The organism is Mycolicibacterium moriokaense, from assembly GCF_010726085.1.
Taxonomy (GTDB): domain Bacteria; phylum Actinomycetota; class Actinomycetes; order Mycobacteriales; family Mycobacteriaceae; genus Mycobacterium; species Mycobacterium moriokaense.
Map to the genome: position 1 here is coordinate 2,934,606 of NZ_AP022560.1, position 13,971 is coordinate 2,948,576.

At 64.3% G+C, this 13,971-nt stretch carries 13 protein-coding genes and 1 pseudogene; 7 read left to right on the forward strand and 7 right to left on the reverse strand.

Going from position 1 to position 13,971, the window contains the following annotated elements; genetic code table 11:
- Positions 1 to 70 precede the first annotated feature (70 nt).
- From G6N43_RS14275 to G6N43_RS14285, 3 genes are all read right to left on the reverse strand, one after another.
- The gene (locus tag G6N43_RS14275; RefSeq protein ID WP_083157778.1) at positions 71 to 1,294 is read right to left on the reverse strand and encodes an NRAMP family divalent metal transporter; all 1,224 of its coding nucleotides are present in this window, start codon (positions 1,292 to 1,294) and stop codon (positions 71 to 73) included.
- Positions 1,291 to 2,136 carry a magnesium transporter MgtE N-terminal domain-containing protein gene (locus G6N43_RS14280; protein ID WP_083157779.1) on the reverse strand — a complete coding sequence of 282 codons (846 nt, stop codon included), beginning with the start codon at positions 2,134 to 2,136 and terminating at the stop codon, positions 1,291 to 1,293. The genes G6N43_RS14275 and G6N43_RS14280 overlap by 4 nt, the downstream gene beginning before the upstream one ends.
- 104 nt (positions 2,137 to 2,240) lie before the next feature.
- Positions 2,241 to 2,942 carry a C39 family peptidase gene (locus G6N43_RS14285; RefSeq protein ID WP_083157780.1) on the reverse strand — a complete coding sequence of 234 codons (702 nt, stop codon included), beginning with the start codon at positions 2,940 to 2,942 and terminating at the stop codon, positions 2,241 to 2,243.
- A gap of 141 nt (positions 2,943 to 3,083) precedes the next feature.
- Here G6N43_RS14285 and G6N43_RS14290 point away from each other — a divergent pair, with 141 nt between their 5' ends.
- The 3 genes from G6N43_RS14290 to G6N43_RS14300 all read left to right on the forward strand — a co-directional run bounded on the left by G6N43_RS14290 (position 3,084) and on the right by G6N43_RS14300 (position 5,392).
- Positions 3,084 to 3,911 carry a hypothetical protein gene (locus tag G6N43_RS14290; RefSeq protein ID WP_110810584.1) on the forward strand — a complete coding sequence of 276 codons (828 nt, stop codon included), beginning with the start codon at positions 3,084 to 3,086 and terminating at the stop codon, positions 3,909 to 3,911.
- A gap of 334 nt (positions 3,912 to 4,245) precedes the next feature.
- Positions 4,246 to 4,680: a VOC family protein gene (locus tag G6N43_RS14295; RefSeq protein ID WP_133056603.1), complete on the forward strand. Its 435-nt coding sequence runs from the start codon at positions 4,246 to 4,248 to the stop codon at positions 4,678 to 4,680.
- Positions 4,610 to 5,392, forward strand: a complete 783-nt coding sequence (locus G6N43_RS14300) for a DUF8548 family protein (RefSeq protein WP_083157781.1) — start codon at positions 4,610 to 4,612, stop codon at positions 5,390 to 5,392. Before G6N43_RS14295 ends, G6N43_RS14300 begins: the two co-directional genes overlap by 71 nt.
- A 121-nt stretch (positions 5,393 to 5,513) precedes the next feature.
- On the opposite strand, the gene G6N43_RS14305 is transcribed toward G6N43_RS14300, so the two are convergent.
- Positions 5,514 to 6,755, reverse strand: coding sequence for an MFS transporter (locus G6N43_RS14305; RefSeq protein ID WP_234810346.1), 1,242 nt, complete (start codon positions 6,753 to 6,755; stop codon positions 5,514 to 5,516).
- A gap of 205 nt (positions 6,756 to 6,960) precedes the next feature.
- On the opposite strand from G6N43_RS14305, the gene G6N43_RS14310 reads away from it, so the two are divergent.
- The 3 genes from G6N43_RS14310 to G6N43_RS14320 are packed head-to-tail and all read left to right on the forward strand — an operon-like array spanning position 6,961 to position 10,242.
- The gene (locus tag G6N43_RS14310; protein WP_163658106.1) at positions 6,961 to 8,346 is read left to right on the forward strand and encodes a class I tRNA ligase family protein; all 1,386 of its coding nucleotides are present in this window, start codon (positions 6,961 to 6,963) and stop codon (positions 8,344 to 8,346) included.
- Between the two features lie 34 nt (positions 8,347 to 8,380).
- Positions 8,381 to 9,529, forward strand: a complete 1,149-nt coding sequence (locus G6N43_RS14315) for a hypothetical protein (protein WP_083157784.1) — start codon at positions 8,381 to 8,383, stop codon at positions 9,527 to 9,529.
- 26 nt (positions 9,530 to 9,555) lie between these two features.
- Entirely contained in the window at positions 9,556 to 10,242 is a 687-nt protein-coding gene (locus tag G6N43_RS14320; protein ID WP_163658108.1) for an HAD family hydrolase, read from the forward strand.
- On the opposite strand, the gene G6N43_RS14325 is transcribed toward G6N43_RS14320, so the two are convergent.
- Both G6N43_RS14325 and G6N43_RS14330 read right to left on the reverse strand, forming a co-directional pair.
- Positions 10,216 to 11,562: an adenylate/guanylate cyclase domain-containing protein gene (locus tag G6N43_RS14325; protein ID WP_083157786.1), complete on the reverse strand. Its 1,347-nt coding sequence runs from the start codon at positions 11,560 to 11,562 to the stop codon at positions 10,216 to 10,218. The genes G6N43_RS14320 and G6N43_RS14325 overlap by 27 nt on opposite strands.
- 70 nt (positions 11,563 to 11,632) lie before the next feature.
- Positions 11,633 to 12,589, reverse strand: a complete 957-nt coding sequence (locus tag G6N43_RS14330) for a lytic transglycosylase domain-containing protein (RefSeq protein ID WP_234810347.1) — start codon at positions 12,587 to 12,589, stop codon at positions 11,633 to 11,635.
- A gap of 181 nt (positions 12,590 to 12,770) precedes the next feature.
- On the opposite strand from G6N43_RS14330, the gene G6N43_RS30875 reads away from it, so the two are divergent.
- Positions 12,771 to 12,893, forward strand: a complete 123-nt coding sequence (locus G6N43_RS30875; protein ID WP_263991973.1) for a hypothetical protein — start codon at positions 12,771 to 12,773, stop codon at positions 12,891 to 12,893.
- A gap of 19 nt (positions 12,894 to 12,912) precedes the next feature.
- Here the strand turns inward: G6N43_RS30875 and G6N43_RS14335 are convergent.
- Positions 12,913 to 13,874, reverse strand: a pseudogene (locus tag G6N43_RS14335) (IS481 family transposase).
- Between the last annotated feature and the right edge of the window lie 97 nt (positions 13,875 to 13,971).

The window sequence follows — 13,971 nt, forward strand, 5'->3', positions numbered from 1 at the left end:
TGAGCGTCCGGCTTTCGTCATGAAGCGACCAGGGCCGCTCAGGCCGACGACGGCGTCCGCCGAGCGCCCATCATGCTGAGACCACCGCCAGTACGGCGACACAAGCCATGACCACTGCGGTGACCAGCGCATAGGCGACGGTCCCGACTCGGTGCAGTCTGAACCGGCCCATAAGGGTGCCGTCGCGGGCGATGCCGATCATCACGCAAAGCAGAGGAATCAGCAGGACCGCGTTGAGAACCTGGGTGGCGACGAGGACGGTAACCAGCGGAACGCCGGGAATCATGACAATGACCGAGCCGAGCAGCGTCACCAGCCCGAACGTCACATAGAAGGTCTTCGCTTCGCGAAATGGGTCGTTGAGTGCGGCCTCGAAGCCGGCGAATTCGCACACCGAGTACGCCGTCGACAACGGAAGGATGGAGGCGGCCAGCAGCGCCGCCCCGATCAAGCCCACGGCAAACAACGTGGACGCAGCATGTCCGGCCAGCGGTTCCAGCGCCAATGCCGCGTCCGACGCGTCGCTGATCGTGCGGCCGTCGCGGTGCAGGGTCGCTGCGCACGCCACGACGACGAAGAACCCGATCACCCCGGTCAGAACCGCACCGATCACCACGTCGAGGCGTTCCAAACCCAGATCTTTCGGACGCAACTTCTTGTCGACGGCGTAGGACTGGATGAACGACAGCCCCCACGGCGCGAGCGTCGTTCCCACGGTGGCCGTGACGATCGCGATGGCATCGAAATTCGCAGGCATGGTGGGCACGACCAGACCCTGGACCGCTTCGCCCCAATTCGGCTGGGCCAGTAGACCCGACGCGATATACGCCAGAAAAACCGTCGACAACAACAGTAGGAAGTGTTCGATGCGGTGGAAGCTGCCCCGCAACACGAGCGCTGAAACGAGTAGTGCCGCAACGGGAACAGAGATGTAGCGGTTCGTTCCGAACAACTCGAATCCGGCTGCTATGCCTGCGAACTCGGCACATGTCGTGCCGATGTTGGCGACTACAAGTGCGGCGAGAACTGCGCCGCCAATTCGCACGCCATACCGTTGGCGGACAAGGCCGACCAGTCCTTGGCCGGTGACAACGCCGGTGCGCACGGCGAGCACGTGGAACATGATGAGTGCGACCGTGGACAACAGCAGTACCCAGAGGAGCTGGTAACCGTAGTCGGCTCCGAGCACCGAGTACGTCGTGATGCCGGCGGGATCATCGTCGGACAGTCCTGCCAGCAGGCCGGGGCCAACCACTGCCAGAAGCGCTCCGAAAGCCAGGCCACGGCGTTTCACCGGCGGTCTGCCCGATGCGCTCGGCGGGGCCACGCGCGGGAGCGGAGGAAGTGCCGGCCACGCAGAAGCTGCGGGGCGGCCAGCACTTGATTCCAATGCAACGCATGGTGGACGGGCATCGCGGCGACGACGTTGGCCGCATGTGCTTCGCTCATCGCGCGCAGTAACCTCTCGCCGACCGCGGGGGTGCTTTGGTAGATCACCGCGGCGGCGATTTCGGGTTCCCGAGCCGCAAGAACCTCGGTGGCCGACTCCGTGTCGAGTCGATCGATGAGGGCGGCCAATTCGTCGGCGTCCAGCAGGTGAATCGCAGCGCGTGGCGCCTTCAGTTGCACGGTGTGTCCGCGTTTCGAGGTGAGGTGGAGATCCGTCCAGGTGACGAGGTCTGTTCGCCACTGGCTGACTAACTTCCCGAACCCAAGACGGCGCAGGACGGTGCCGAAACCGACGTCGACGCCGACCAATTCCAGACGTCCGTCGGTGCGTGGAGACAGGATCACATCGGCGACACGGGTGAGCCGCTGGCCTGCGGTGTCAAGAATTTGTGTGTCAAGAACATCCCGGCCGAGAAGAATCTCATCAGTTTCCATTGCGGCGTCGACCGAAGTGATGGCGGAGACGGAGCCGTCGGCCGTGACCGTCGCACCGTCGTGCGCAATGGTGGTGACGGCCGACCAGGGCACAAGCTGGTCGTGGTTGCGCCTGCGCCGAACCAGAATTCGATGGCCGACGGCGTTGCCGTCGTGTGTACCCAGCCGTGCGGTCACATCGGCGATGCGCCCGACCTCGTGTCCCTCGGGGCCGCGCACGCCGAGGCCGATTACCTCGCTCAGCGACAACACGTTCGGACCCTATCGATTACTACCCGTGCGCGGCGCTAAAGCGCGTTGTCGGCGATCCGCAGACCTCGAGAGCGTGGCGGTCGAGAGATCGCGCCAACGGCCAATTACGCGGCGTCGGTAACGATCATCGTGTCGTCGCCGGTGTCCCACGCCGCCAAAAAGGTGTCGACAGGGACCTGCTCGTTGGCGCCGTTCTCTTCGGCGCCGCTGTCGTTCAGGTGCACCGAATTGGTATTGGTATCCACGCCGGTCACCACCAGGTAGTGATCACTCGAGTCGTGTTGCTCTTCGGAGTCCTTCCAGATGATCGCCGAGTTCACGAACGCAATGACCTTGCGGCCCTGGCCCAGATACTGCTCCAGCGAGGGCAACCCGGTCGGCACGCCGGTCTCGTCGGCGATCTCGTTGTAGGTGACCTTCGAAGGAATGTCGAAGTGGGCCAGGAGTACGACCAGATCCTTGTACGAGATCCCCTCACCGCCACCGGGCGCATCCGGGTCGAGATAGATGGGGCCCTCTTGGCTCACCGACGGCGTGTTCTCCGCGAGATCGACCATCTCCTGCTCGGTGGGTAGATCACCGGTGATCTCGCCGACGACATCGGCGACGGCCATCAGTCCGCAGCTGTCGTCGGCGAGCTGAGGCCGCCAGTACTCGGCGGCGGCGACGGGGTCGCCATACACGCCGGGGGTGATGGGGTTCGGGTCCGCGGCGGCGGGTCCGGCCAGGCCGACGGTGGCGATGACGCCGGCCGCCAGCCCGCAGCGCAATAACGATTTGAGCGTGCCTCGCACCACAGCGCGCATAGGGCCATCCCTTCTCGACCCCCGAGACAATGCGGTGAGAATAAGGTCTCCGACCAGCGGGAAGTGGGGTTTCACCGGAATCACCGCCCGCGGGACGAGATCCGCGCGTTAAGGGCCCGTCGCGGCTACATTTGACGCGTTATGCCCGACGACACTGAGCCTGTAGCGCCGCAGAAGCGCCGATTCAGCGTGTCCAAGGTGCTCGACGGGTTCCTGGACTCACCGATCTCAGGCATCGCACCGTGGATCCTGTTGGCGGTCGTGGGGAGCCCGGGCCGGTACGAAGGCGCCATCGCGATCGCCTTCGGATTCTCGATCTTCGTGATGTGGGCCGGCTGGCGGCGCGGCGACCGTCTGCACTCGCTGACCCTGTTCGGCGTCGTCTTCTTCGGCCTTCTCCTCGCGGTGAGGATGCTCATCGGAACCGGTGTCGAAGACTGGCTGAGCACCTGGACCGGCGAGATGTCCAACATCGCGCTCACCGTGTTCGCGGTGACCACCCTGATCGTGCGCCGACCCTTCACACTGTCCTACGCGAAGGACATGACGCCCGAGGAGTACTGGGACACACCGGTATTCCGGCGAACAAACTACGTGATCTCGGCGGTGTGGGCCGCCGCCTTCGCGTTCTGCGCGGTCTTCGGTTTCATCGGCATCACCCTGCTGCATGACTCCGATAACTTCTGGACCGGTTGGATCCTTCAGCTCGGCGCGACGTTCTTCGCCGTCGCGTTCACCGACGTGTACCCCGATTACGTTGGGGCCAAGGCGGACCGGGAGGCGGGGGAGTCCACCGAACCAGCGCCGTCGCTGCTCCCGGTGGTGGACTGGATACCGACGTACGTCCTCATCGTCGGCATCATCGGCTGGGTCATCGACGCGATTCCCGACTGGCTGGCGGTCACGATGATCGCAGTCGGCGCAATAGGTTCGGCGGTCGTCCGCCGTTTCGCCCCGAAGACCGATTAACGAAATTCGGTCAGAATCACGCTGGCCGCGTACCTCGCCGGCACATGTCCGAGGTGCCGCCAGCGCACACCCGTCTCGCCCAGTTCGAGCAGTGCCCGCAGCTCGTGCTCGTGGTACTTCGCGAGTAGAGGCGAGCGAGCGGTGCGCTTAACCTTAGGCTATGCCGGTCGCTGACCAGCTTACTAAGCTAGATGTGTTTGACCGGCAAATACACCGTCGAGTTTGCCAAGGTCGTACTACTTTCCACGGCAGATGCGATTTGGGTTCCGACCTTTACCGCCCGGCCCGATCCGCCGTTCCACCGACTGTCGGTAGTCAATGCGACGATCCGGAGGTGACTGCACACAGCATCCTGGAAGTCACGCTGTTCGTCCGCGACGTTGACGTATCAGCGGCGTTCTATCGTGCGCTCGGTGTGGGACTGTTCTCCGTCGACGAACCGAGCCACCCACATCATTTCGACGGCGCAGTCGGCAACACCATCCTGCAGCTGTTCCCATCATTGGGGGCTGCGGGTACCAGGCTGCAGCTGGGTTTCCGGGTGACCAACATCGCCGATGTCACTGTCAGACTTGACGAACTTGGCGCGCAGTATGCGCTGCCGGGACCGATGCGACTAAGAACCCGCGATCCCGACGGTAATCAGGTACACCTAAGCCAGGTACGTGACGATAACCGCAATCAGGAGGAGTCGGGTCATGGCCGAGTTCACTCGCGAGGAACTCCAGCGGTTGATCGCATCATGCAAACGAGATCTCGGCCCCAGTAACCGGTGGTTCACCCCCGACGGTTACGCGAACAGTTTGGCGTTGTGCGTCATTGACGCAATCTACTCGATCAGTGCCAACTACCGGACCGTGCTAAACGTGCTGAACCGCTATCGAAAATTGAGGACGGAACAAGGCGGTGACGCCGACCAGGACTCCATTGACGATCTACTTCGTACCTTCGACGGTGTAGATCCCGAGAGCTGGGCGGGCTTGGTTAAGAACCGGCAAAGGACATCAACACGATCCGGCATCCTCAAGTCGGAGGCCGTTTTTCAGCAAGTACACATTCTGCGCAGTCACGGGATATTCACGACCCCAGATGTGCACAACGCAGTGTTGGGTGAACACCTTGCCGACATCGAAGCCGACTGGAAGGCAGTGCCCGGCCAGAAGGTGACGTGGGGCTATCTATTCATCCTTGCCCGCCCGCATCCTCCCGAGGATGGGAATAACGCTAGCGGCGGTCCAAGTGGCCTGACGCCGACGCCGGACTTATTGGTGCGCTACGCCGAGCGAGTGATCGGAGTAAAGCCCGACCGCATGATCATTCGTTACGTGGCGAATGCACTCGGCGTCGCTGGACGCGCACTGCCATCTGAAAAGGCCGCCGCGGTGGTTCGTGCCGCCGCCCTTGCCGAAGGATGGGACGTCTTCAGCCTGGATCACACCATCTGGAGGTACCAGTCCAAGCGGCCACATCTTCGGCCCTAACCCGTCGGTGGAATAGGGAGTATTGCCGGACAAATGCCCTACGCCGCCAAGTAGCGGTACAGCGTCGCCCGGCTGACCCCGAGATACTTCGTCAATATGTTGTCTCCTTTTCGGGTGTGTTTCAGTTATGGGTTGCATTGAGTCGGCGTGAAAGCGGGACGCAGATTGCGGCGCCGAGTAGGCCGACGAGCAGCGTGGTGGCGGCGACCAAATGGGGCCCGCCGACGTCGAGGCTGAACGACGCCAGCAGCGGCGAGACGATGAACGAAACAGGGAGGGTGGTCGCCCAGATCCCGTGGTAGACACCGCGTCGCGAAGGTTGTGCGATCCGGTGCACGATCCCGACGGCGACGACGAACCAGGCGGTCTCGGCAGCCGCGACGCCCAGACATGCCAGGCTGAACTCCGTCGTCGTGGTCGCGTAGGCGGCAGCGGCCATACACACGGCGGCCCACAGGCCCGCGACCGCGAGGATGTCGAGGCGCGGACGTACCGCGATTCGCTTGCTCAGCCACGGCGTGACCACTGGGGTCAGTGCGGCGACACCCACGGCGTTGGCCACCTGCGCCCACCCGAAGGCGTCTGCGCCCAGGCCCTGTATAGACATCAGCATCGGCATGTCGGCGAGGACGGCCGTCATGGCCGTCAGCGTCGCCGCGCTCGTGAGGTACACGAGGACAAGGCGAGAGTCGGCGAGTGCCTGCCGGAAACCCGACATCGCGGTTGACGGTCCGGCACTACCGGTGCCGCCAGGAAGGAACCACATCGCTATCGCCGCGAACGTCGCGCAGGCGATGGCATGCACCAAGAACAGGGCTGATACACCGGTCCGGATCGCCAACAGCCCTCCAAGCGCGCCGGTGATGGCGCCGCCGGCGTTGACCACCCAGCCGTAGCGGAACGCGTCGACCTTGGCTCGTTGCCCGCTGTCCGGGATCAGCTCGGCGATGGCGGCGCTGATCACCGGGCGGGGCGCGTCGAATGCGAGGCCGAAGACCACGGCGCCGCCGATCAGCATCGGCATGCTGTGGGACACCGCCAGCACGCACAACACCACCGCCGCGACCGCCATCGTGGCGACGAGCGTGAGCTGCCCGCCGATCCGGTCGATCAGTGAGCCGCACACCATTTGGCCGATCACCCAGCCCACACCGAACGCCGCCAGCACCGTGCTGACGACCGTGGGTCCGTGACCGTGCTCGGCGACGAAGAAACTCAGGAACGGATACGCGAATCCCAACGCGCGCACCAGAAAGCTACCGCCGAGCAGAAGCCAGATCTCTGCTGGGTAGCGGCTCTGCATGCGGGGCAGTGAAGTGCCGACGCAACTGCGCAGCGCAGTTCCGCCGGCGCTCGAAGTCATGGCTCGACGCTATGAAGAGTCGGCCGGTATGGGCATCCGCTGATCGGCCGTGACATCGGGGGACATGCCTCGTCCCCCGATCGGTGGACAGCAGGTTCATCCTCCTGGGGTCCGATCGGCGGACTCTGATTTCGGCCCGCAGTTCATAGCGTTTGCAGTGACCACGAAAACCCTTTGTGGACATCCATTAAGGAGACAGGCAGACATGCCGAGGCAATACATCGACGTCATCTTGACGCCGCCGCCGACCCCCAACGGCGGGCTCCACGTCGGTCACTTGGCGGGTCCGTATCTGCGAGCCGATCTCAACCGACGGCTGCTCGGTGCGGTCGGCAGCCCCGTGGTGCACGCGTCGCACATCGACAGCTATCAGACATACGTGGCCAAGAAGGCCCGCCAGTTCGGCAAGGACACCCGCGAGTTCCGCGACGAGATGACCGAGTTGATCCGGTCGGACTTCCGCCGCTTCGGCATCCATTTCGATGAAGTCGTCGACAACACCGCCGATGACTACCGCAAGTACCTGGCCTCGGGTCTGGCCGAACTGTTCGGAAACGAGCGGGCGATTCGGCAGCCGGAATTCGTCGGCGACGACGAACGGTACGGCGCCGTCGAATCCTTCGTCTCCGGCACCTGCCCGAACTGTCTGCAACGCGCCTACCTCAACGTGTGCGAGCAGTGCGGCAACCCGATGGATATGGTCCGCGCGTTGAGTCCCGTCGAGGAGTCCACCGGATCCACCGAGTTCTCGGAGATCAACGATTCGCCGTTACCGACGGTGTGGGTGATCGACGAACAAGATGTGTCCTGGCTGCAGGGGTGGCATCTTGAAGTCGACTCGGAGAACCCGGCTTTGGTGAAGTTCATCGACGAGTTGGAGCCCAGCCGCACCACGCTGACATTCCGCAGTGACTACGGGTACGAGGTGGCGCCAGGTCGGGTGATCAACCCCTGGTTCGACATCTTCTTCGCGCACTGCTATGCGGTGGGACAGATCCTCGGCCTACCGACCGACATCAGCTTCTCTGAATTCAGGTCAACGCTGGCGGCGGCCGAGACGCGGCCGTGTGTCACCTACTACTTCGGGTTCGACAACAGCTACTACTACAGCGTCTTGTTCCCGCTGCTGGCGCGGATCCTCGACGTTCCCCGCATGATTCCAACCAGCCTGAAAGCCAACAGGTTCCTGCGAATCAACGGCAGCAAGGTGTCGTCGAGCCGGGGCAATGTCGTCTGGGCGCACGACCTTGCGTGGCGCTATTCGACGATGGCGCTGCGAGGTGCACTGGCTCGGGTTTCACCGGAACTCGCCGAACTGGATTTCCGCGAGGAGATGCTGACACAGCCCTCGTCCTGGCCTACTCCATCGGTTTCGGCGCGGCCCATCTTCGATAATCCGTCGACGTTGACCGGCAAGAGCTTTCGCTCGGCGCTCGAACGGATGGCCAGTCCCGAGCGCTTCTCGGTGGCCGAATTGATCAACCGGATCGACAACGCCGTGACGTTCGGAGAATCCGCCCACGCGTACGGAGCGGAACGCGTCGAACTGATGGGGATGGTGGCCCATTTGCGCGCTGTCCTCGAAATCTAAATCGCAATAAGCGCTTATTCCCGAAAGGACCATCATGAACGTCATTACCAATACCCCCAAGCTGCTGCTGATCGGCATCGGCGACGTCACGATCCGGCTGGCACACCTGCTAGCCGTCGGTGACCAGCCCGTCGACCTCGTCATGGCCGGCCGCTCGCTGGAACGGGCCACCCGCTTCGCCAACCTCACGAAGCTCGCGGCGTCGAACCTCGGTCACTTCTGTGACGTGGAGGCACTGGAGCTCGACCTGACCGACATTGATCGCACCGCGGCCGAGATCCGCCGCATCCAGCCGGATCTCATCTTCATGGGTGCGTCCATCCAGGCCGCGCGAGCGATCATGGATGTGTCGCCACAGGACTTCAAGAAGCTGGATCAGGCGCAACTCGGGCCGTGGCTGCCCATGCATCTGGCCCTCAACTACGAACTGATGCAGGCGGTTCGCCTCGCCGAGTCGCGCGCCATCGTCGTGAACGCCGCCTACCCCGACGCGGTCGGGCCGGCGCTCGCGACAGTCGGGCTGGCCCCGCACATCGGGATCGGCAACATCGCCAACGTCGTTCCCGGCATCACGTGGGCGGCGGCGCAGGAGCTCGATGCGCACGTCAGCGAGATCGACATCAACCTGGTGTGTCACCACTACTTCAGCCACCACGTCCACCGTTTCGGCGAAGCACGCGGGATACCCTATGCGCTGGCCGTGTTCAGGGATGGCGAAGAAGTGGCCGTCGACCACGAGGCGGTCTTCGCCCGGTTGGCGGCGAACCTGCGACGCCAGGGCGGCAAGGACGGGCAGCAGGTCACCGCGACGTCGGCTGCGCGCACGGTCTGGGCGTTGCTCGGCAGCGAGACGCGTCGACTGCATTCGCCCGCTCCCGGCGGCATGATCGGGGGCTACCCGCTGCACGTATCGCGCGAACGGATTGATCTGGCACTGCCGAAAGGTCTTTCCGCGGCAGAGGCGCAGGACGTCAACCGCAGGGCGCAACGCCTCGACGGCATCGAGAGCATTTCGCCCGACGGCACCATCGTTTTCGCCCCCGAGCAGATGTCCGTTCTCAATGACCTTCTCGGATACGACTGCGGCACGTTGCACGTCACCGATGCCCGGGAAGCAGCGACCGAGCTGCGGATGAAGTACGAGCTCTATGTCGAGCGACTGGGCGCGCCCCAGTTCGCCTGATGTGCATAGAAGTTGGAGGCTTTGACGTGCCCACCCATTCCACGCCCGGCGTTGCCGTCCTGTTCGACCTGGACGGCACGCTGGTCGACTCACAGGATGCGGAGACGCTGGCACTGCAACGCCTGGCGAAGCAGCTGGGCGGTGAGATCTCCACCGATGAGATCGCACACCTGGCCGCAGGCCGGCGCATGCAAGAGGCGATCGACATGTTGTGCGCGTATATCGGCGTGATCCCGCCCGTGAATGCGCTTCCGCGAGCGCGTCTGCTCGCCGAGGAACTGCTCGAGGGGCGGCTTTGCTGCGTTCCCGGCGTGGACGAGGCGCTGCAGCGGATCGAGTATCCGAAGTTCGTGGTGTCCAACTCGCCCATCGATATGATCGGTGACCGATTGGCGCGCACCGGCTTGCTTCACCACTTCCCGGGACCGCACTTCTCGGCGTATGAGTTCCAGACCTGGAAGCCGGCCCCCGACCTGTACCTGGCGGCGATCGACGGCCTCGGGCTGGATCCGGACGGGGTCATCGCCGTCGAGGACAGCGTGGTGGGTGTGCAGGCGGCCATCTCGGCCGGGCTCCGCGTCTACTGGTACCAATCCGAGGTCGTCGGTGAGGCGTGTTGGACCGAGTCGGTGCGCGTGTTCGGTGACATGTCCGCGCTGCCGGAGATGGTCGCGCAGGACCTGGGCTCAGTGGGTGAGGTCGTGTACGGCTAGGACCGGCCACCGGTCGGGCACACCCTTGAGCTCGTAGCTGCCGCGTTCGTCGAACGCCAGGCCGGACCCCAGCACCAGCGGCGGAACCGAGCCGGACACCAGGACCTCGTCGGGCCCGGCGATGCCCATGATTCGCGCCGCGATGTGCACCGCGATGCCGTGCACATCGTTCTCCTCGACCTCGACCTCACCTGTGTGCAGGCCCGCGCGGATGTGCAGGCCGAGATCGCTGACCGCGTCGCGGATTGCGCACGCGCAGTTGATCGCCCGTGCCGGACCGTCGAAGGTCGCGAGCGCGCCGTCACCGGTGAACTTCACGATCCGGCCCCGCGCGCCGAGCGCCTCGCGCTCGATGGCCCGGTTGTGCGCGGCGAGGATCGATCCCCATGCCTCATCGCCCAAAGCCGTTGCCCGCTCGGTCGATCCGACGATGTCGGTGAACAGGACCGTGGAGAGCACACGGTTGGTCGGTGTGGTCCTTCGGGCACCGGTGAGGAAGGCCCCGATCTCGTCGAGTACTCGCTCGGAGTCGCCGGCGAACCATTCGTGGTCATTGCCTTCGAACTCGACGCGCCGCGCGTTGGGAATCCGTTCGGCGACGTACTTGGCATGGCCGGCAACGACAAAGCGGTCGTCCTGTCTATGCAGCACCAACGTCGGCGCCTGAATGCTTTCCAGCACCCGGCGCATATCGGTGTGCTGGAACATGTCGCTGACGGCCCGGAAATACCCGCGTCCGCCGGCGAGTCGTTCACCGCGGCCATACCAGCGTCGCTTCGCGGCGTCCTTGGCCCAACTCGGCGCTAACAGCTCGATCGCCAGACCGCTTCCCGCGGTCTGCCCGACGACGTCGGACAGGTTGTCGAGCGCGTGCTCGGGAATGGCGAAGGGCTGATCCGGTGCGCGCAGGAAGTACGCGTAGGGGCTCCACAGCACCAGCGATCGCACCCGTTCGGGGTGCGTGGCCGCCAAAAGCATTGCTGGAAGCGCTGATCCGGCCATACCGAACACGGATGCGCGTTCGGAACCGGCCGCGTCAAGCACCGCGATCAGCCCGTCCGTCCACCCTTGCATCGCGGGACGCTCGTAGATCGGCACCGCATCCGAACTGCCGACTCCGAGGAGGTCGGTCAGGATCAACCGACCGAACGACGAGAGCCGACGGAGATGGCCCGCCACCGTGTAGTCGTCCCAGATCAGATCGATGGGGAACCGGGGTGTGGGCACGAACAACAGGTCTGGCCCCGGACCATCGACGACCTGATACGCAAGGTTGGCATCATCATCCCGCGCGTAGAGGGTTTCGGGGATGGCCACCATGCGAAAATGATGCCAGCTGACCGGCGGAAACGCTGGTTATCTGCCTGACTGTGACTTTCCTGCGTGAGTCCTACTGCGGGTGGTCGGCGAGGTACGTTTCGACCGGGATCGGAGCCATCGACTCGTAGCCGATCGGGAGCAAGACGTCGCCGGCGGTGGTGCGGTAGTAGACGTCCCATCGGTAGTAGCCCCCGAAGGCGGCGGGATCGGCCGCCAACACTTCGGCGTAATCGTTGACCGCACGCACGTACAGGTCCGAATTGTTGTACCGGAAGATGGCGTGATCGCGGTTGCCGGCAAAGTTATTCGCGGCGAGGTAACGTCCCGCCGCCATGATGCTGTCGCGCAGCGAGTGGATGTCTCCGCCGTCGCCGTAGGTCTCGAATGTGGACGGCAGGAACTGCATTGGGCCTTGTGCACCTGCTGTGCTGGTGCCTTCGATGCTGCCGAAGCGGGTCTCGATGAGATGGATCGCGGCCAGGTAGTTCCAGGGAACACCCGTCGCGGCCTCGGCTTCGCGGTAGTGAGCCAGCAACGTGTCCGCGGGAGCGGGAGCCACGATCCGCCACGCGGGGACCGTGTCCTTCACCTCCGTGAGGGGATACAGCTGACGCCTGGCGTCGACGTTGAGGTCGTAGGTCGCGGTGAGCCACGCCGGAATCCGAGGGCGGATGATCGGGTCCCACTCGGGGGTGCGTCCGATGGCGCGGTAGGCCGCCTGCTGACGCCGGGCCGCGTCCATGAGTGCGGGTTCCGGCGTCGATGGATTGCGCAGCGCCTGCTCGTCGGCGACGAGGTCGTCGGCCAGCTGAGCGGGATCGGGCGCGAGTTTGGGCTGTGCGCCCAGCGGAATCACGAGCGGGCCGGGTGAGGTCGGCTGGTCCAGCGTTTGTGCGGGGACCCCGGTGCTCGGCGCGACCGTCGGCGACGGTGGGGGATCCGGCGGCGTGCTGTGTGTGCAGCCCGCAAGCAGGCAGGCACCGGCGATCAGGATCAGTAGCTCTCTGCCACAGCGTTGTGCGCGCACCGTCCGAGTGTGTCGTATCGCAGGCCCGTCCCGGGACGATTTCGACGTGCCCGATCCGGCGCACGATGACTTCAAGAAATTCGCGATACCACAGCTTTCGGTCGACGAGGACGGAAACACGAACGGGGCCATGGTTTTTGACATCGGTGTGTATGACTGGTGGTTGACACCGTCGTGCTGAGTGGCAGACCCGGCAACGATGACCGAAATCGGTCGCCTACGCGACGAGATCGTCGTGTGCGCGGCGATCGGCCAGGCCGACCGCATCACCGCGAAGCATCTGCCGCGACGCGGGTACCGCTGAGGGCGCTAGATGTTCTCGGTCATGACGTTGGTTGCAGTCGGCTGATGGGTGGTACCCCGTCGAGTGCGCTGTGGCGGCGTTGAGTGTTGTAGAACTCGACCCAGGGCGCAAGTGCTCGGGCGCGGTCTGCGTTGGAGGCGAACACCCGGCGATAGGACCATTCGCTTTGCAGGGTGCGGTTATAGCGTTCCACCTTGCCGTTCTGCCATGGGCAGTGCGGCTTGATGAACAGGTGTTTGGCGTGCAGTTGGTCGATGACGGCAGCGACGTGGGCCGAGCGCCGATAGCTCAGATGGTTGTCGGTGATCACGCGCTCGATACGCGAAATGCCCTGCGATTGAAAGTATTGCGCCGCCCGAGCAATGAACCCGGCACACGTCGGACCTTTCTCATCGGCATGGATCTCTGAGTACGCCAGCCGGCTGTGGTCATCGACCATCGAGTGCACGTAGTCATACCCGATACCGCGCCTGCGGACCTGTTCACTACGCCCGTGAGCGCGCCACCCACCCCCGTCGGGGATACGACCGAGCTTTTTGACATCGACATGCACCAGCTCGCCAGGCCGTTGTCGCTCATAGCGTCGTGTCGTGGCCTTCGACGACTTGATCACCGCACCGGTCATCGGATCGCAGTCACGCAGGTAGGGCACAGCGCGACGGCGCAGAATCCGTCCCACGGTCCGGGGCGCAATGCCCAGTTCAGGACCCAGCCAGTCCTGGCCCCGACGATGTTTGCGCCGCGCGGCGATCACTTGCGCTCCACCCGCGCCGAGGTCCGCGAGGGGCTGTGGTGCGGTCGTGAGGACCGGTCATGCAGTCCGGCCTCACCTTCAGCGGCATAACGGCTGATCCAGGTGTGGACGCATTTGCGGGAGATGCCCATCGCCGCGGCGATATGGGCCTGCGGCCACCCTTGCTGGTGGCGCTGCACGATCAGCATTCGGCCGTGCAGCGTGGTGCGGGCATTACGGTGGGACACGAGAACCTCCGGGGTGGTGATGGGCCTTCGACAAGCCACACCTCACCCGGAGGTTCTCCTCACATCAAGCCAACACGCCTGCTACCAACGTCATGAC